The organism is Brasilonema angustatum (genome assembly GCF_059505445.1).
In genome coordinates this window covers 87,726-104,611 of sequence record NZ_JCACKO010000143.1, presented here as the reverse complement: position 1 = coordinate 104,611, position 16,886 = coordinate 87,726, and the positions used below count along the sequence as shown (strand labels likewise).

16 protein-coding genes and 1 tRNA gene are annotated in these 16,886 nt (G+C 43.8%); 8 read left to right on the top strand and 9 right to left on the bottom strand.

The genetic code is table 11. The annotated features are described in order from the left end of the window. Window positions 1-121: 121 nt before the first annotated feature. The gene (locus tag AC5JM2_RS29190) at window positions 122-769 is read left to right on the top strand and encodes a histidine phosphatase family protein (RefSeq protein ID WP_495838571.1); all 648 of its coding nucleotides are present in this window, start codon (window positions 122-124) and stop codon (window positions 767-769) included. Between the two features lie 11 nt (window positions 770-780). Next, complete coding sequence (locus tag AC5JM2_RS29185; protein ID WP_495838569.1) at window positions 781-1,806, top strand: glucokinase; 1,026 nt, start codon at window positions 781-783, stop codon at window positions 1,804-1,806. A 175-nt stretch (window positions 1,807-1,981) separates the two neighbouring features. On the opposite strand, the gene AC5JM2_RS29180 is transcribed toward AC5JM2_RS29185, so the two are convergent. The 5 genes from AC5JM2_RS29180 to AC5JM2_RS29160 form a co-directional block, all read right to left on the bottom strand. Beyond that, a complete protein-coding gene (locus AC5JM2_RS29180) occupies window positions 1,982-2,617 on the bottom strand; it encodes a glutathione S-transferase family protein (RefSeq protein ID WP_495838567.1) in 636 nt (211 codons plus the stop codon). A 286-nt stretch (window positions 2,618-2,903) separates the two neighbouring features. Next, the gene (locus AC5JM2_RS29175; RefSeq protein ID WP_495838566.1) at window positions 2,904-3,068 is read right to left on the bottom strand and encodes a DUF8639 family protein; all 165 of its coding nucleotides are present in this window, start codon (window positions 3,066-3,068) and stop codon (window positions 2,904-2,906) included. 419 nt (window positions 3,069-3,487) lie between these two features. After that, complete coding sequence (locus AC5JM2_RS29170) at window positions 3,488-3,943, bottom strand: GFA family protein (protein ID WP_495838564.1); 456 nt, start codon at window positions 3,941-3,943, stop codon at window positions 3,488-3,490. 190 nt (window positions 3,944-4,133) lie between these two features. Then, on the bottom strand, window positions 4,134-5,033 hold the full coding sequence (locus tag AC5JM2_RS29165; RefSeq protein WP_495838562.1) for a helix-turn-helix domain-containing protein: 900 nt from the start codon (window positions 5,031-5,033) through the stop codon (window positions 4,134-4,136). Between the two features lie 234 nt (window positions 5,034-5,267). Beyond that, complete coding sequence (locus AC5JM2_RS29160) at window positions 5,268-6,245, bottom strand: carbohydrate kinase family protein (RefSeq protein ID WP_495838560.1); 978 nt, start codon at window positions 6,243-6,245, stop codon at window positions 5,268-5,270. Window positions 6,246-6,677: 432 nt separating this feature from the next. On the opposite strand from AC5JM2_RS29160, the gene pedR reads away from it, so the two are divergent. The 3 genes from pedR to rfaE1 all read left to right on the top strand — a co-directional run bounded on the left by pedR (window position 6,678) and on the right by rfaE1 (window position 9,207). Beyond that, window positions 6,678-6,947, top strand: coding sequence for a photosynthetic electron transport-dependent transcriptional regulator PedR (pedR, locus tag AC5JM2_RS29155; RefSeq protein ID WP_169267727.1), 270 nt, complete (start codon window positions 6,678-6,680; stop codon window positions 6,945-6,947). Window positions 6,948-7,366: 419 nt separating this feature from the next. Then, on the top strand, window positions 7,367-8,026 hold the full coding sequence (locus AC5JM2_RS29150) for a DUF6391 domain-containing protein (protein ID WP_495838557.1): 660 nt from the start codon (window positions 7,367-7,369) through the stop codon (window positions 8,024-8,026). A gap of 152 nt (window positions 8,027-8,178) precedes the next feature. Then, window positions 8,179-9,207 carry a D-glycero-beta-D-manno-heptose-7-phosphate kinase gene (gene rfaE1 / locus AC5JM2_RS29145; protein WP_495838555.1) on the top strand — a complete coding sequence of 343 codons (1,029 nt, stop codon included), beginning with the start codon at window positions 8,179-8,181 and terminating at the stop codon, window positions 9,205-9,207. Between the two features lie 412 nt (window positions 9,208-9,619). Here rfaE1 and AC5JM2_RS29140 read toward each other — a convergent pair whose 3' ends face one another. The 3 genes from AC5JM2_RS29140 to AC5JM2_RS29130 all read right to left on the bottom strand — a co-directional run bounded on the left by AC5JM2_RS29140 (window position 9,620) and on the right by AC5JM2_RS29130 (window position 11,992). Beyond that, entirely contained in the window at window positions 9,620-10,384 is a 765-nt protein-coding gene (locus tag AC5JM2_RS29140) for a ferritin-like domain-containing protein (protein ID WP_495838553.1), read from the bottom strand. 20 nt (window positions 10,385-10,404) lie between these two features. Then, the gene (locus AC5JM2_RS29135) at window positions 10,405-11,127 is read right to left on the bottom strand and encodes a ferritin-like domain-containing protein (RefSeq protein WP_495838551.1); all 723 of its coding nucleotides are present in this window, start codon (window positions 11,125-11,127) and stop codon (window positions 10,405-10,407) included. Between the two features lie 157 nt (window positions 11,128-11,284). Further along, window positions 11,285-11,992 carry a DVUA0089 family protein gene (locus tag AC5JM2_RS29130; protein WP_495838549.1) on the bottom strand — a complete coding sequence of 236 codons (708 nt, stop codon included), beginning with the start codon at window positions 11,990-11,992 and terminating at the stop codon, window positions 11,285-11,287. A 318-nt stretch (window positions 11,993-12,310) separates the two neighbouring features. Between AC5JM2_RS29130 and AC5JM2_RS29125 the strand changes: the two genes are divergently transcribed. Next, window positions 12,311-14,530, top strand: a complete 2,220-nt coding sequence (locus AC5JM2_RS29125) for an ATP-binding protein (protein WP_495838547.1) — start codon at window positions 12,311-12,313, stop codon at window positions 14,528-14,530. A 168-nt stretch (window positions 14,531-14,698) separates the two neighbouring features. On the opposite strand, the gene AC5JM2_RS29120 is transcribed toward AC5JM2_RS29125, so the two are convergent. Then, a tRNA-Val gene (locus AC5JM2_RS29120) sits at window positions 14,699-14,771 on the bottom strand. Window positions 14,772-14,939: 168 nt separating this feature from the next. Here AC5JM2_RS29120 and AC5JM2_RS29115 point away from each other — a divergent pair. Both AC5JM2_RS29115 and mazG read left to right on the top strand, forming a co-directional pair. Further along, on the top strand, window positions 14,940-15,545 hold the full coding sequence (locus AC5JM2_RS29115) for a metal-binding protein (RefSeq protein ID WP_495838546.1): 606 nt from the start codon (window positions 14,940-14,942) through the stop codon (window positions 15,543-15,545). A gap of 465 nt (window positions 15,546-16,010) precedes the next feature. After that, entirely contained in the window at window positions 16,011-16,841 is an 831-nt protein-coding gene (mazG, locus tag AC5JM2_RS29110; protein ID WP_495838544.1) for a nucleoside triphosphate pyrophosphohydrolase, read from the top strand. Window positions 16,842-16,886 lie beyond the last annotated feature (45 nt).

The window sequence follows — 16,886 nt, the reverse complement described above, 5'->3', positions numbered from 1 at the left end:
TGAATTATTCTATTACGAATAGTTACAGACTATGTAATATTATTTAACTAATAACCCATGCTAAACGGGCTGCATGCATAGAGCCACAGGCTTTACTTTAGAAAAAACATTTAATCATACCATGAGTCAAATTGTTTGGATCGCAAGACACGCCAACCGTCTCGACTTTGTTAACCCTGATTGGTTTCTCACAGCAGAACGACGCTACGATCCACCACTTTCTGAAGATGGCATGGTGCAAGCCCAGCAGTTAGCCAATCGCCTCAAGCGAGAACATATTACTCATATTTTTGCTTCCCCCTTCCTGCGGACAGTACAAACAGCAAACGCCGTGGCAGAAGTTCTTGATTTGCCGATAAAACTAGAAACAGGCTTAAGCGAATGGCTGAATCCCGTCTGGATGAAAGAAGAACCACTGCGACTCTTAACCCGAGCATTAGCAGAATTATTCCCCAGAATAGATATTAGCTATACTCCGCGCATCGCAGTAAATTACCCAGAAACTTACGAAAAAATGCAGGAACGCTCGGGACAAACTGCCAGATGCCTAACGACAGAATTCTCTCCAGAAAATATTCTTTTTGTGGGACATGGTGCGTCCGTATTGGGGGCGACAATAGGCTTAGTAGGTGAAATTGCCAGAACGGAAGTGAAGGCTTCCCTATGTTCTTTAGTAAAAGTTGTGCGTCAACACCCAGAGTGGTTGCTAGAACTAAAGGGAGATACCTCGCATTTAACTCAGGTAGAAGAAGTAATTCGGTTTAACTAAGAACAACTCACATGACATTACTATTGGCAGGAGACATCGGCGGCACGAAAACCATCTTACGATTGGTTGAAGCATCACAAAAAGCTTCATTACACACCATCTGTGAGGAACGGTACCCCAGTGGAGACTTTCCCGATTTGGTGCCGATGGTACAACAGTTCTTGCTCAAAGCTAACACACAAACTCCAGAAAAAGCGTGTTTTGCCATTGCAGGACCGGTGGTGCAAAATACCGCGAAGCTGACTAATTTAGCTTGGTTCCTTGAGAGCGAACGTTTACAACAAGAACTAGGTATATCTCAAGTTTCTCTCATCAACGACTTTGCTGCTGTTGGTTATGGTGTTTTGGGTTTAGACAATCAAGATTTGCTCACTTTACAGGCTGGCAAACCCAACCCCGAAGCCCCTATTGCTATTATTGGTGCTGGGACTGGTTTGGGACAAGGATTTTTGATTAAGCAGGGACACAGCTATCAAGTTTTTGCTTCTGAAGGTGGACACGTTGACTTTGCCCCCCGTACCGAATTAGAGTTTCAACTTTTGAAATACCTGCTCTCTAAACATGATATCCAACGGGTTTCTGTAGAACGAGTCGTTTCTGGGATGGGAATTCTAGCAATTTACCAATTTCTACGAGACCGTAAAATTGCTACTGAATCACCAGAAATTGCCCAAATCATAAGAAAATGCGAACAAGAAGTCGGAGGGCAAGAAAAAAGCGTTGATCCAGGCGCTGTCATTGGTAACGCTGCATTAGAGAAAAGCGATCGCCTTTGTGAACAAACCATGCAGTTATTTGTAGAAGCCTACGCTGCAGAAGCAGGTAATATTGCACTCAAACTTCTACCTTACGGTGGTTTGTACGTTGCTGGTGGAATTGCTCCTAAAATATTGCCTTTAATTCAACAAGACAGGTTCATCCTCAATTTCACTCAAAAAGGTAGGATGCGTCCTCTGCTTGAAGATATACCTGTTTATGTTGTCCTAAATCAACAAGTAGGACTCATTGGTGCTGCCATCTGTGCTACTAGGTTATGACTACTAGTAGCACAGTTGAAAGTAAGTTAGTAACGGGTTATGTTCCTACCCTACTTTGAATTGATGAAAAAGCGCCTGCAAATGCGTCAATAATTAGGGGTGTAAGGGGAGCCCCTACACCCCTACACCCCTACACCCCTTTCTTGGTCAGAGTCACTGCATCGCTAATCAACTATTAGAATTTGGTTAAGTCGTATGCACCTCCACGTTCAAGGGCACGTTTATAAGCAGGTCGCGCATGGATGCGCTCGACAAATTCCTTAATCTTTGGTCGGTTCTCGACCTGTTCGGGAAGCTGGGCGAGCATTTCCAGAGGAAAGCTCATTTGGATATCGGCGGCAGTGAATTCTTCGCCTACAAACCACGTATTCTTACGAAGCTCGCCTTCTACGTAGTCAAAATGAAGCTTTATCTGTGGCGCGATGAACGCATCTTGAGCGCCGCTGTCCCCTTTCCCAAAATGTTTGAAAACTACCTTCATCACCAGCGGTGGCATTGCAGAACCTTCGCCGTAATGCAGCCAATACGTATAGCGCAGACGCTCCGGTGTACCCGATGCTGGGACTAACCGACCATTGCCGTAGCGATCCACTATATATTCGATAATGGCACCCGACTCAGCGATCGTCAGGTCTGCATCTGTGATCACGGGTGACTTGCCGAGTGGATGGATTTGGTACAGCGACGCTGGTGCCAGCATCGTCTGAGCATCGCGTTCATAGTACTTGATTTCGTATTCGATACCTAATTCTTCGAGCAGCCATAGTACGCGCTGCGATCGCGAGTTGTTGAGATGATGGACAACGATCATAAAACCCTCCTCCTAGTGGCTGATTACTGTTCGATTTCAGCGAGTCCGTAACTCTTTCTTAAAAAGAGTTTGTTAGCATGACTCCCCCAATTGGGTACTTAGCCAGACAGTTTCCAGCCTAATTTTTTGATTGCATTATGTCACACTCAGCTTAGCTTGAGACTCTTCTGAAAAATTCATTCTTTAGAGGTTCTTTCTAGAAAAAAATTGAAGAAAAGTCCGTAACAGTTGACTTTGTAGACATTGAAGAAATTTGCAGAAAAAGTGCTTTTTGTCAATCATTGCGTTAATAGTCATTATCCGCCACACACATCCCTTTACATTTAATTCCGTTTGTAGCGGTGCGCTTACAATGAGAACATAGAACTTTTTCGTTTTCTGTTTCTTGATTTGTCTTGATATTAGTGCTTGCTGTAAGAAAGTCTTTTTCGGTCTGGATTTCTACAGTCATAGAGTAGTTGTTTTAAGAGGATGTTTTCAGAGTATGGTTTTCGTTATGCTTTTAGCGTAGCGTGCGTTTTTGACGCTTAGCATTTGAGCTGACAAAAACACCTTTTTTCCTTACACCCCTACACACGCCAGATACCTCTGTCGGGAAAACGCCAGGTGCTACAACGGGGGGAACCCTCCGCAGTCGCCACAACGGGGGGAACCCTCGCAAGGCGCTGCTCTCCGCAACGCACTAGCTCCCCTCCTATGGCACAAAGTGCCACGCTACGCGCTTGCTGTACTGGCTCACGCCACATGCCTCAACGCGGGGAACCCGCGCACGGTGAGACAGCGCTGCAGCAGGGTCTCCCTCCGTAGGCGACTGCGTTAGCGCAGCGGAACCGGAGGTTCTCCCCGAAGGGCAGTGGCTCCCCTACACCCTTACATCCTCACACCCCTACACCCATGTGTTTCTTCGAGACTCTGCTGTATCACTGGCATCTTGTCGAACTTGGGTAGATCTGGGTTCATGTAATCCCAGGGTTGGGCACTCACTGCGTAAAGATCCATCGTAGGTCGAAACCAGCTTGGATAATCAAGACTCCCTGCCATAATACCTATAAGTCCGGGAATTGGGGGCTTGCTAAATAATCGGGAACCACAGTTTGGGCAAAAGCCTCGACCAACAAGATTTCCACTATCACCTATTACGTCATAGTATTTCACATCTCCGGTAATGGTAACTGCACTCTGCGGCACGAGAAGCGCGGAAGCATAAGCACTTCCTGTTGCTTGTTGGCAATCGCGACAGTGGCAATTACCCATCGTAATCGGTTCGACTGAACATTCGTAGTGGACAGATCCGCATAGACAACCGCCAGTAAATTTTGTCGCCATAAGAGTATCTCTCCTTAAGAGCTTTCTGGTTTTGTTACTTCTAGGACGCGAGTGCAGGTAGCAGAATTCTTTAACTCGTAGTTTGTAAGACCAAGCAAGATATGACACTTGCAGCGCGTCCTGATTTCTAAAGTAGCGATCGCACTCTTATTTGGTCTTACAAGTTTTTGCTTTTTTTTACACGTTTGTGCTATTTTGCTCGAACGACTTTAGGTGTGACTCCAAACAGGCGCTTAAAATGACTGGTTAAATGTCCTTGATTCGCAAAGCCAACTTTGTAAGTGATATCCGCGATTGACAAGTCATCTTTGAGGAGAAGTTCACGAGCACGCTCAACACGACACTTAATGACAAACTGATGAGGAGAGTATCCGGTTGACTGTTTGAATAATCGAGAGAAGTGCGACAGACTCATTTGAGCTAAGTCAGCCAATTCAGTCAAGCCAATATTACACTCAAGGTTGGCATGGATGTAATCAATGACCTGTTGTACTTTGTACTTAGGCAAGCCACTTGTTGTGATTAGCTCCTTTTGTTTACCTTGGGCGTAATGGTGGAAAAGATGGGTGGCAAGAAACGTCGCGGCAGATTCTGCATATAAACGGCTAGAATGCCGATTATGTTCTAGTTCAGCTTTGAGCGCCAGCCCAATTTGATAAATAAGCGGATCAAACGTCGGAAACTGAGGATGGAGTTCAAGACAATCTAAGTCAATCGATTCACAGAGAGTTCGCTCAAGAAAGCTGAAATGAAAACCTAAGGTAATCCCTCGGCTTTTGTGGTTATCTGATTGCCAATAAACTGTGCCGCGTGGAATGATGAGACTATGACCCGTGACAAGAGAGCTTTTTTGCAACCGTCCATTAATTCGTGCTTCAAGAAGGTACCCAGAGGGCATATCTGTATAAATATGAATCGCATTCTCTGGAAAGACTACTTCATCTGGCAATGCACTTGCGCTTCTACTTTGAGTGAACTGGAAGCGGATACCGTTCCAAAACGAATTGTCGTTGGAGAGTAGAGATTGACGATTAAAGCTTTTTAAGATTGCCTTTTCTACAGCGCAGCATTCATGCTCTGTTTTTGACATAACTCTCACCTTTTTAGCTCGGCTGAGAACATTAGGAGACAGCAACGACAAATACAACCAGATGCAACACACTCAATTTCCATGCTTGGGAACAAATCTTAACTTTACTTAACTTAAAGCCTTAACTGAACTATATTGTCACCATAGAAATTGAACAATTTTGCTGGGCAAAAGGCAGAGAAGATTCTTCCCGCCTTATTGCTGTCCTAGGATCGCAGCTACCTGTGCTAGCCCCTAAACTTGATGCGAAGCGAGAAAAGCTTCCACTTCATCTGCGGTGGGTTGAGATGCGATCGCCCCCGCTTTCATTGTCGTTAATGCCCCCGTTGCACTTGCATATTTCACGATTTTTCTCGCAGTTTCTGAATCATTTAAGCTTTGGATTCCGTGAGTGAGCAACTGGTGCATGAAACCAGCGACAAAGCTATCCCCTGCACCTGTTGTATCAACGACGGAGGGAGAAAAAGCAGGTAATTTGCCTTCGTTTTCGCCAAGGCAGTAGGCGCAGCCATGTTCTCCATCTGTCACCAGTACACCCTCAACAGTACCAAGGCGGTAAGTGATTACCCCTGGATCTGCGGTATCAAATAGCCATTCTGCTTCTTCTTTTGAAAGTTTGATAAAGTCTATATACTTAAATAATTCTTGAATTTTTTGTGGAGCGATGTCAGGATTTGTCCAAAATACTGGACGCCAGTTGACATCGAGCAAAATTTTGACATCATATTGCTCAGCCAGTTGAAGGGCGCGGTGAACTGCTTGCCCACTTTCAGGATACGCTAGTCCCAGAGTACCTAAAATCAGAAAATCTGCTGCTTGAAATAACTCCTTCGGTAATTGATCGGCTTTGAGGCGCGTATCAGCAAATTCTGTAGTTTCATAATCTTTAAATCCAGCAAAAGTGCGATCGCCCTCAAGAGAACGCACAACATTTACTTGCCGCGTTGGTGCTGTAGAATGACGCTGTACTCCAGTTGTACCCACACCTACTTCTTGTAATAATTCTACCAATTCATTACCTGGTGCGTCCTCACCAACACAACCAATAAATGCCACTGGTGTCCCCAGCTTCACTAAAGCACAGGCGACGTTAGCTGGTGCTCCTCCAGGGTAGGCAGTCCATGACTCAACTTCTTCTAGCTTTCGCCCCAGTTGATCAGCTAAACGATCAAATAAAACTTCACCCAGGCACAAAACACGGGGATTACTCATTGAATTTCAGATTTTGGATTAGGATTTGCCAGTATAAAATCTACAATAATTTGTGTCACTATGTTGGCAGTCGTTCATACAATGAAATAGCAATTTCTATGAATTAATTTAGCCATTAACGATGGTGATCAGTGCTTATTTGCCATCAGTATTATTTCTATTATTTTTAATTTATTTTTTATAAAAATTACTTATAAATAACTGATTTGGGATGAGGTGAAGTGTAATGGTGTGGGGGGAGCAAGGATAGCGTCCTGATAATTTCGGGTTTTCAATCTTGATCTTTTTCTATCTTCTGCTCCGATACTGTAAACCCAACTCTCAAAGAAAAATAGTATTTATGCCTACACTTGAAACATCTACCTACAAAAGAATCTTCTAGAATGGGATAGAGCGATTGAGTACATATACCAAGGAGGATAAAGTAACTCTATGGCTGGTGGCGAGTCTCAGACCCCCGTTAGTCTGTCAGACAGAGAACTGCAAATTATCGACTTAGTGGCCGCTGGCTTAACTAACCAAGAGATTGCAGGTAAATTAGAAATAAGCAAGCGTACGGTTGATAATCATATCAGCAATATTCTCACCAAAACAGGTACCGACAACCGAGTGGCTCTTGTCCGCTGGGCTTTGCAATGGGGCAAAGTCTGCCTGAATGATGTTAATTGCTGTACTTTGCCTCGGCCTGAGCAAAAAGAATAGATAAAGTGCTAGTATACTGCCAAGCTCATTTTGACTGGTTACTTATTGTTCTCCTCACAACTTAACGTATAAGTGTAAACCTCTCAAAATCAAGCACCACAGAGTACTCGACTATGTTGTCTTGGGTAGAGGTTGTATTTCCTCAGATTATTCGATCTGTACGCATAAGGACACGAAAAGCGCGGCAGAAAGCGCAGCTTTGCTCTTTTTTAAGTTTGTCCACCAGAGCAGAGAAACCAAGCTTTCTTGGCTTTTAAATGGAAGAACCTTGCCGTTGCTATGTGTCCTTATTAAGATTTTGCCTTTAGTCAATCAAAGTAAACCAAATAGTAAACAAAATTTAGCAACTATCTCCAGGCTAAAACGCTACATTAAAAAGAAATCTCTATTGGTTTATTAGCTTAGGAAGCAGTGTAGCAATGAATACTTCCGCTTCTGCTAAAGGTAGCTTGTCTTTCTATAACTTTTTCAATTCTGATTTTACAGTACCTCAGCCCACACAAGATGCTGATTTACTCAGACAGCTGTCGTTTTTGCCTGGATTAAAAGAAATTTTAATGCTGCGTCAGGTTCATGCTCTAGAACACGCTACAGTTTGGCTTCTGAGTGCATCAAAAAACGTCCAAGCTTCCACAGCAAGACCAAGACCAAGCAATTTCCAAGTTGACAACGAACTCTTAGGCGGTTTGTCCACAGAGCGGGGATTCTATCTTTATGGTGAAGTTAATATCAGCGATTTGCGACGTGCAGTCACACTCGCTCTACATCGCCTCACCAACGGAGAATGGGACTTGGCTGTACACCCCCGTTGTGGAACAAATGTATCAGTAGAAATGCTGCTGACAGCAGGGCTAGCAGTGGGGATGCATCTGCTGCTACCGCGAGGACTAATTGAGCAACTGATAGGTTTGGGGGTCGCGACGACAACAGCGGCTGAACTAGCTCCTGACATTGGTGCTTTAGCACAGCGTTACCTGACAACTTCCATTCCCTTTAACCTCAAAATTGAAAATATCACACATACGCGTGACCTTTGGGGACGACAGGCGTATTTTGTTCAAGTGCAGTGGCGGGAGTAGGAGGAGGGAGAGAAAGAGGGAGAGAGGGAGGGAGTGAAACTTTCTTCATTCCTTCATTCCTTCATTCCCTCATTCCCTCACTTCTCATCTCGCCATTTGCCGAGTTTGGGTTGTAGAATCATTGGCTTGTGTGTTGAATATTCTTGTGCTTTATGTCTTTAGACCCTGATTTTGCCATCTTACTGCGTGCTTCGGCTGACCGCTTGTTCTTTTTATTGGAAAAATTCGCTTCTGCACGGGTACTGGTTATCGGAGATTTAACTTTAGACGAGTTTCTCACAGGTCAAGTCGAAAGAGTTTCTCGGGAAGCACCAGTGTTGATCCTGCGCCATGAAACCACCAAGCAAGTCCCAGGAGGTGGGGCAAATGCGATTTATAATTTTGCCCAACTGGGAGCAAAAGTTTTGGCAGTAGGGCTATTGGGCAAAGATGAACAAGGAAAGGCGCTACGTAGTCTTCTGGAAGCTGCGGGAATCAATACTGATGGCGTTTTTGTTGACTCCAGTCGCCCAACAGTAACTAAAACCCGGATTTCTGGTCATTCCCGTCAATCGGTGACACAGCAGATTGTTCGCTTAGACCGAAAGTCGGATGATTTGCCAGACTTAGATTTACAAGTTCAGATATCTCAATATATTAAAGAACAAATTAATTCCGTAGATGCTGTTGTCTGTTCTGACTACGGGGATGGAACTCTAACTCAACCTGTGATTTCAGCAGCATTGTCTGCTTCTCGAACAATTGTGGATGCTCAAAAAAATCTGGAACGGTATCGTGGAGGAACATTGTTTACTCCAAATTTGCCGGAAGCAGAACTTGCTGCTGGTTATGGAATTACTGATGAAGCAACTTTGACTCAAGCAGGACAAGATTTGCTGGCGTTGACGCAAGCGCAACATATACTGATTACCCGTGGTGAGCAAGGGATGAGTATGTTTAACCGCGAGGGTAGCGCATTTCACATCCCAGCTTTTAATCGGACGAAGGTGTTTGATGTCACAGGTGCTGGAGATACTGTGGTGGCGGCGTTAACTTTAGGTTTAACCGTTGGGGCGTCGGCTTGGGAAGCTGCAGTTTTAGGTAATTTGGCAGCTAGTATTGTCGTGCGACGGTTTGGTACCACAACCACAACTCCTGAAGAAATGAGGGTCGCGTTGCAACGGTTATTGGAGGAAGGTTAACAGCCGCCAATAGTCCAGAGCTTAATCCCATTGAGCGTTTATGGGAACACATTAAATCTGAGTTGTCAGTTGGTTTTTCGGCGAGCACCCATATTTACCGACACTATCACTTAATTACTCGTCAATTCTACCGATTTACATAATTTTCTCACCTAAGCGAAAAGTATTTGAGAATTTCTTAATAATGATAATCGCAGAAGCAGGAAGAGTATGCCTATGGCGGACTCTCCCTGCTTCTCCTTTTTCTGATTATTGTGATCAGGAAATCTTTTTATACACTAAGAGATATTGACAAAATATACTTTTTTCTAACTTATTACCAATGATATGAGAGCGATCGCCTTCAAAAGTAGGAAATTCCCCACACGGCATATCGCTTTTGATTGGCGCGTGGAGAACAGCCGAAGTTTATTTACTTCTCGCTTAAGATAGGACTCACAAGTGCTAGCACTTCCTCCTTTGTAGCGTAGCCATCAAAAGCTTCATTACTGAAGGGAATTGGGGAATTAGACCCTTGCCGATTTTTGTTGAAGATAACTTCACTAGCATCTTTTATCCAAGGTCGCACATCTGCACCATAATAAGTTTGCCGTATATAGCGAACACCAGCAGCATGTCGAGCTTCTATAGTGTGGATTTCCAAAGCTCCAGCTAAGACAACTTTACCAGCATCACCGGCGGCGAGCAAGTTCTGCACCTGTCCCTTATAAGCTGCTACCCCCGTGTCTTCAACATACTGTAACGCCAGAAGAAAATCTTCAGGATTAGCAAATGGGTCGCGATTGAGTATAGCATCGTAGTTGGGGTTCTTTGGGATAGCGATCGCATCTGGATTACCTCCCAGAGATTTTAATACAGCCGATAAGTCTGTAACGTGCATACCCTCATCCTGTCCGTAGGACATGATTGCTTTTTTAGCAGGTTCTACCAGACTCATTAATCCACCGCTCTCGATTGCAGTAAATGCACGGCTATACATATCAGCTTCCAGTTTTTCTAAAGTCAAAGCGTATTCCACAACTTCCTTGGGTGTAAGCGTTGCTTGTTGAGCAGAAGCTGGTGTTACGGGGATTGTGAGCAAGGATAGAACAAGTAAAGACAGGATCAGCATTCTACCCCTTACTGCCAAACAAAAGCTGGCAACTAATTGCCCTGCTAGAGATAAAAGGGTTTTCATATTCTTTGTAACTCCTAGGGTTAAGCGACAAGTGCGCCGTTGATTGGATTTTTCAATATATTCAAAGAGCCGACAATTGCTATAATCTGTTTGGGTGTGTATAGCTCATCGTAGGCACGTCCCTTAAATGGATTAAGTTCAGGAACTAAATCAGCATCGCTCACAGCGCGATCGCTATCTGGTTCTGTGGTAGGTCGCTTCAGAAGCGCACGTACTCCAGCAGTGTGGCGTGCTTCAATAGATACGATAGAACCAGCTGCCAGTAAGTATGTGGGGTCTTTCAAGCTTGTTCCCGCGCCATTGTAAGCGTGAACACCCGTATCTTCCAAAGCTACAGCCGTATTCAAGATGGTATCGCGGTCTGTGAGGACAGCATCTAACCCAGCTTTGTTAAATTTGAGATTTTTTGTCTTAAAAGTCGCATTTTTACCTAAAATTTCCCGCAGAAATTTGACGTGGGTAGCTTCATGAGAACCTATAGCTTTGATATAGTCATACTCTTTAGGATCTGTAATTTTGCCAGATTTAAGCACAAGTAAATAAAATGCTGCTTCTAGTTCTTCTAATAACAAAGCAAAGTTGAGGATACCAATATCATCAGCATTAAATGTCAGAGTTTTGCCATATTCATTAGTCTGTGCAGTCACTATCTCAGGTAGAGTGGTTAAAGCTGCCGTACCAACGCTTAGAAGACCCCATTTCAACAAGCTGCGTCGCGAGGTGAAAGATAAATTCTTTTTCATTTTCATATCTCCTAATAAAAGTAAGCGCTTATTGCTGATAGTTAAGAATTAATTACCCGCGTCGAAATCAATTACCGCGCTTATATGTTGCAAGAAGTTATATCCTTAGAAGGATGAAACTAACTGCCATTTCATCAAGTCTTCTCCCCAACTCAAGTTAGGAAATTCCGTTTATAGTTCTACCCCGCTGTCTTCTACGCGAGGCAATAGCACCTGTACTCAAAACACCAAAAGCTAATAAACCTAGTCCAGAAGATGCTTCCGGGATTGCTTTCGCACCAGCAGTTTGAACGCCCGTGAGGGTGATATTATAACTCCCACTGTCCAATATCAAGCCGTCAAACTCCTCAAGTTGAAATCCATCACCAGTACCAGATGGTTTCAAAACTGTTTGAAAATCAACATCGGGGAAATCTGAGAAGATTTTACCTTTACTACCAACAGGATCGTAGTCAAAACCAGAGATCCCTAAGTAATACGTACCAGGGTTACTGGGGGAAAATTCACCTTTGGGCAAAGTAGCTTGTTTTGTATTAGAACTCTCGTCGTCGTTTGCGTAAATGCCTTTGCCGTTTGAATCGAATAGAAACAACTGTGGATCGGCAAGACTACCTGGATTGATTTTAGTCGTAGCTGAGAATGTCTTTGCGCCAGTTAGGTAGATTTTAAACAAATTGGCAGGATTCGTTTGGGAGATTGTCCCAGAGATTGAATCCAACGATAGTGGTCTCGATGGAATAACTTGAACTGTAGTAAGAGTCTCACCAGCTTCCTTAGTTGCCGTAAAACTAACAGCTTTTACCTGAGTTGGTATCAGCGCACCGATAAGTGCAAATATGACTGTTTTCCATGCAAAGTTTTTCATTAGCTAAATTCATCTCCATATCCAGCTAGCTATGTCTGGAAAAGCACTTAGAACGAACACTTATTAGAGTCGCACTCCTTTAGCTCATCTTCCAGTCCAAAAAGTGTTCATTAACTGCTCATTTCTGACTCATTTTTTATAATGACCAAAAAAGTTTCATTGATAGAGCTATTTGTCAAGAGAATTATTTGATTTTTATTTAGTTGAATAAATCAAACACCTAATTTATAAATTTTGTCAAAATAGATTTTATGAATCAAAAACATCCTTCATACTTGAAAATAGTAATCCTACGTAAAATTTGAGGAAGGGATGCTAATGACATCTCTATTAGAGCGACTAAGTGCAGAACGAAATCGCAGATTTGTAGGACGTGGGCGGGAACTGGAGCTATTTGATCGTGCGATCGCAGCTCCAGAATTACCTTTTCACATTTTGCACGTCTTTGGTTATGGCGGTGTGGGCAAGACAACCCTCATGCAGCAGTTTTTGCGATTTTGTGAACGGTCAAAAATATCAACAATCTACGTAGAAGGACGTAATCTAGAAGCTGCACCAGAATCTTTTGTTAGCACGTTGCGATCGTTGATGGGACTGAATGAATCAGATTCTCCTTTGGATGTGCTAGCCCAAAGACAAGAACGTAATGTAATTTTCATTGATACCTATGAAGCTATTACCCAGCTAGATGAATGGTTGCGGGAAGGATTCTTACCCCATTTGTCTGTTAATACCTTAGTTGTGATTGCTGGACGCAATCCTCCCTCATCTGGTTGGTGTAGCGATCCAGGTTGGCAAGCTTTGATGCACACTTTTCCCCTACGCAACCTGACCCCAGAAGAAAGTCAAACTTATCTTACCACACGAGATATTCCCACCACACAACACCAGGCGATTCTAGATTTGACCCACGGACATCCTCTAGCATTATCTTTAGTTGCTGAGGTGTTTGCTCAGGGAAAAGAAATCTCTTTTCAAGCAGAATCTGCTCCCAATGTTGTGAAAACACTGTTGGAAAGATTCATAAAAGAAGTACCAACACCCTCACACCGTATGGCTTTAGAAGCTTGTGCGGTGATTATGCTGACTACCGAAGCCGCACTAAATCAAATATTGGCTGCGCCTGAAAATACCTTGGGTGGTGAGGCTCATTCTTTAGGGGAAGTACTTGATGTTCACGATTTATTTGAGTGGTTGCGCGGGCTGTCGTTTATCGAATCAGGACAATTGGGTTTATTTCCCCACGATTTAGCACGAGAAGTTTTAATTGCTGACTTGCGTTGGCGGAATTCGGAATTGTACACTGAATTACACCACCGATCGCGTCAATACTATAGTAAACGACTAGGACAAACTCAAGGGCAAGAAAAGCATCAAGTGCTACTTGATTATATTTTTTTGCATCGGGATAACTCGGCAATTCGATCCTGTTTCACCTGGGGTGAGCAAAGTAGTTTATTAACAGACTCACTACGGGAAACTGACAAAATTCCACTGCTAAAGATGGTGGCACAATACGAAGGTGAAGAATCAGCAAAAATAGCAGATCACTGGTTGAAGCGCCAACCACAGAATGTAGTAGTATTTCGTGACTTGCACTCCGAACCTGCGGGATTTGCAATGATGGTGGCGTTGCATACAGCAACGGTTAAAGATTTGAGTGCAGATCCGGGCGCTGTTGCATCTTGGCAATATCTCCAAACCCATGCACCATTACGCCCTGGCGAAGGCGCAACTATTTTCCGCTTCTGGATGGCGCGGGACACCTATCAAGCTGTTTCCCCTACCCAAAGTCTAATTTTCATTAACTTTGTGCAGTATTTTCAGAAAACACCAGGGTTAGCATACACCTTTCTACCTTGTGCCCAAGCAGATAGTTGGACAGCAATGTTAAACTATTTCGACTTGGTGCGACTTAGAGAAACTGATTTTACAGTTGGGGGAAGACACTATGGTGTTTATGGTCATGACTGGCGAATTGTGTCACCTGCCGCATGGAAGGAAATTTTGGCACGAAAAGAGGTGACAACTGCCGGAGAATCTGTAGAGAATACTCCAGTCGGTGAACCTCTGTTAGTTCTTAGTCAGCCAGAATTTGTGGAGGCGGTGCAGAATGCGTTACGTAACTTTAGTTGTCCTGATGCATTACAGAATAATCCCTTAATGCGATCGCGATGCGTACAAGAAGTGTTCTGGCGCTTAGTGGAAGGACAAGTTGCCACAAAAGCAAGTATGAGCGAGAGTCCTTCATACACGCAATCCGAGAAGCCGGATGGACACTTAGGCGATGCTTGCAGCGGGCAAAGCCAACGGGTTAAGGTTTTACAAAATCTGTTGAAACAAGCAGTTGAATCCTTACAATCATCTCCGCGTGATGAAAAACTCTACCGCGCTGTTTATCGAACTTATTTAAATCCCGCCCCCACGCAAGAACAAGCAGCTGAGTTACTAGATTTGCCTTTCAGTACCTATCGCCGTCATCTGAAAGCTGGGATGATGAGAGTTACAGATATTTTATGGCAAAGAGAAATTAGCTAATAGGGCGAAAATAATGTCTTAAACGGCTGTTTTCTCCTTCAACTCTTCTTGTCCGGGGGAAAACCTGCACAAAACGCCCAAGTGCGACGTGAAAGTCGTGCGGAGGTGCAATAGAACATATAACTGAGGAGCCGTCTCCTCCTGGGGTTCCTTACTTAACTTTTAAAATGGGCGGTACTGGACTCGAACCAGTGACATCCTGCTTGTAAGGCAGGCGCTCTACCAACTGAGCTAACTGCCCGCTGTTGCACACAAAAACAATATTAGCACACACATTTTGAAAAAGCGATAGTCTTAGAAAAAATTTTTTGCCTTATTCTGCATCTGTTGGATTGAATTGCGACTCGGACAGCAAGATACTGATTAGCAATGGCTTGAATATTTTTGAATTTTGAACTTTGAATTGTTTATGCCCTCAGGTCGGACTCATGATCGCATTACTCTCTGGGCTTTGCCGTTTGTAACTGGTGTTGCTTTTTGGCTAACCAACAGCGGTAACTTGACTTTGTTGGTTACTGGTGGGTTTCTGTTCGGAGGGCTGATGTTCGGTCCTGACTTGGATATTTACTCTCGCCAGTTCCAACGCTGGGGTTTTTTCCGTTTTATTTGGTTACCTTATCAAAAAAGTTTACGCCATCGTTCTTTGTTATCTCACGGACCAATCATCGGTACAACGCTGCGTGTCGTTTATCTGGGCTGTTTGGGAGCAATAGTGGCAATTTTCACTTTGTTGATTGTCGAAAAGCTGTGGAATGTGCAGTTCAATTGGCAGATGACAGGGGAAACTGTAAAATTCACGCTCGCTCACTACAGTATGGAATTTCTTGCTTTATTTGTCGGGCTGGAAGTTGGTGCTATGAGCCATTATCTTAGTGACTGGGGAGGTTCAGCTTATAAGCGTTTTCAAAAGCAGGGAGTTCGCGGATTGCTGCCGCGTGCGAAAATGAAGAAACGTAAAGTGACGAGTCGTGGTAATAGGAGTAAAGTCAAACCAAAAAATAGCCGCCGCACCTAATACGGCTCGGTTAAGATCCCCCCGCCTACGGCGACCCCCTTAAAAAGGGGGTAAAAGAGGGTTAAAAGCCCCCCTTTTTAAGGGGGGTTGGGGGGATCTTCACAAAGTCATAGATAAATTGTGAGGTAGGATCGGAGCCTGCTGATTAAAAAGAATAAGGGAGCATCCCAATGCATGCAAATTTACCAAGATGATAGATTGTCATTGCGAATGAAGCGAAGCGGAATGAAGCAATCGCGAAGTCTAGATGTTGCGATTGCTTCGCTCCATTTCATTACGCTCGCAATGACAAAATAAGATCGCTTGTCATTGCGAATGGAGCGGAGCGGAATGAAGCAATCGCGAAGTCTAGATGTTGCGATTGCTTCGCTCCATTTCATTACGCTCGCAATGACAAAATATGTACTCCCAAGAATAAGATTTACAACCGCAGAGGACGCAGAGGACGCAGAGCTTTTATTAATTATGGAAACTAATCAAACTGAGAGAAACGCTGAGACTTTGGTGGCGTTGCAAAAATTAATTGATGTGGTGGCAAAGTTACGTTCTCCTGATGGGGGTTGTCCGTGGGATTTGGAGCAAACTCCTCAAACGCTGACACCATATGTGATAGAAGAAGCTTACGAAGTTGTAGATGCGATTAAGAGTGGGGATCAAGATGCGATCACCGAAGAATTAGGTGATTTACTGTTACAAGTTGTCCTGCAAGCACAAATCGCCAGGGAATATGAACAATTTTCTTTGAAGGAAGTCGCCGAAGGAATTTCACAAAAGTTGATTCGCCGTCATCCTCATGTTTTTGGTGATGTGTCGGTGCAAAGTGTTGATGATGTGCGGCGAAATTGGGAAGAAATAAAAGCTGCTGAGAAAGGAGAAGCTTCGGCGGATACTCAAAAACTGAGTTATAAACTCAGTCGTTATGCACGAAAGCTTCCTCAGTTAGCAGCGACGATGAAGATTTCCCAAAAGGCGGCTGCTGTTGGATTTGAATGGGAAAATATTGATGGGGTGTGGGACAAGTTTAATGAGGAATTGACGGAATTTAAGCAGGCGTTAGCTGAGGAAACACCAGAACGACAACAAGCTGAGTTGGGTGATTTGATGTTTTCTCTTCTGCAGGTTGCTCGTTGGTGTAATCTTGATCCGGAAGCTGCTTTGCAGGGAACAAATCAGCGGTTTATTCAGCGTTTGCAAAAGATGGAGGTGTTTGCTGAGCGTCCTCTGACTGATTACACTTTAGAGGAATTAGAAACGTTGTGGCAAAAGGCGAAAGTCCAACTTGCACAGGAAGAGTAAAAATCTGGTTTAGGGGTATTTGGAACCGCAGATAAATATATAGCA

Excerpts from the sequence above, each read along its gene's own strand:
- AC5JM2_RS29150 (WP_495838557.1), top strand. The coding sequence starts at position 7,367 with ATGAATACTTCCGCTTCTGCTAAAGGTAGCTTGTCTTTCTATAACTTT.
- mazG (WP_495838544.1), top strand. The coding sequence starts at position 16,011 with ATGGAAACTAATCAAACTGAGAGAAACGCTGAGACTTTGGTGGCGTTG.
- AC5JM2_RS29175 (WP_495838566.1), bottom strand. The coding sequence starts at position 3,068 with ATGACTGTAGAAATCCAGACCGAAAAAGACTTTCTTACAGCAAGCACT.
- AC5JM2_RS29160 (WP_495838560.1), bottom strand. The coding sequence starts at position 6,245 with ATGAGTAATCCCCGTGTTTTGTGCCTGGGTGAAGTTTTATTTGATCGT.
- rfaE1 (WP_495838555.1), top strand. The coding sequence starts at position 8,179 with ATGTCTTTAGACCCTGATTTTGCCATCTTACTGCGTGCTTCGGCTGAC.
- AC5JM2_RS29180 (WP_495838567.1), bottom strand. The coding sequence starts at position 2,617 with ATGATCGTTGTCCATCATCTCAACAACTCGCGATCGCAGCGCGTACTA.
- AC5JM2_RS29190 (WP_495838571.1), top strand. The coding sequence starts at position 122 with ATGAGTCAAATTGTTTGGATCGCAAGACACGCCAACCGTCTCGACTTT.
- AC5JM2_RS29115 (WP_495838546.1), top strand. The coding sequence starts at position 14,940 with ATGCCCTCAGGTCGGACTCATGATCGCATTACTCTCTGGGCTTTGCCG.
- AC5JM2_RS29170 (WP_495838564.1), bottom strand. The coding sequence starts at position 3,943 with ATGGCGACAAAATTTACTGGCGGTTGTCTATGCGGATCTGTCCACTAC.
- AC5JM2_RS29165 (WP_495838562.1), bottom strand. The coding sequence starts at position 5,033 with ATGTCAAAAACAGAGCATGAATGCTGCGCTGTAGAAAAGGCAATCTTA.
- AC5JM2_RS29130 (WP_495838549.1), bottom strand. The coding sequence starts at position 11,992 with ATGAAAAACTTTGCATGGAAAACAGTCATATTTGCACTTATCGGTGCG.
- pedR (WP_169267727.1), top strand. The coding sequence starts at position 6,678 with ATGGCTGGTGGCGAGTCTCAGACCCCCGTTAGTCTGTCAGACAGAGAA.
- AC5JM2_RS29140 (WP_495838553.1), bottom strand. The coding sequence starts at position 10,384 with ATGAAAACCCTTTTATCTCTAGCAGGGCAATTAGTTGCCAGCTTTTGT.
- AC5JM2_RS29185 (WP_495838569.1), top strand. The coding sequence starts at position 781 with ATGACATTACTATTGGCAGGAGACATCGGCGGCACGAAAACCATCTTA.
- AC5JM2_RS29125 (WP_495838547.1), top strand. The coding sequence starts at position 12,311 with ATGACATCTCTATTAGAGCGACTAAGTGCAGAACGAAATCGCAGATTT.
- AC5JM2_RS29135 (WP_495838551.1), bottom strand. The coding sequence starts at position 11,127 with ATGAAAAAGAATTTATCTTTCACCTCGCGACGCAGCTTGTTGAAATGG.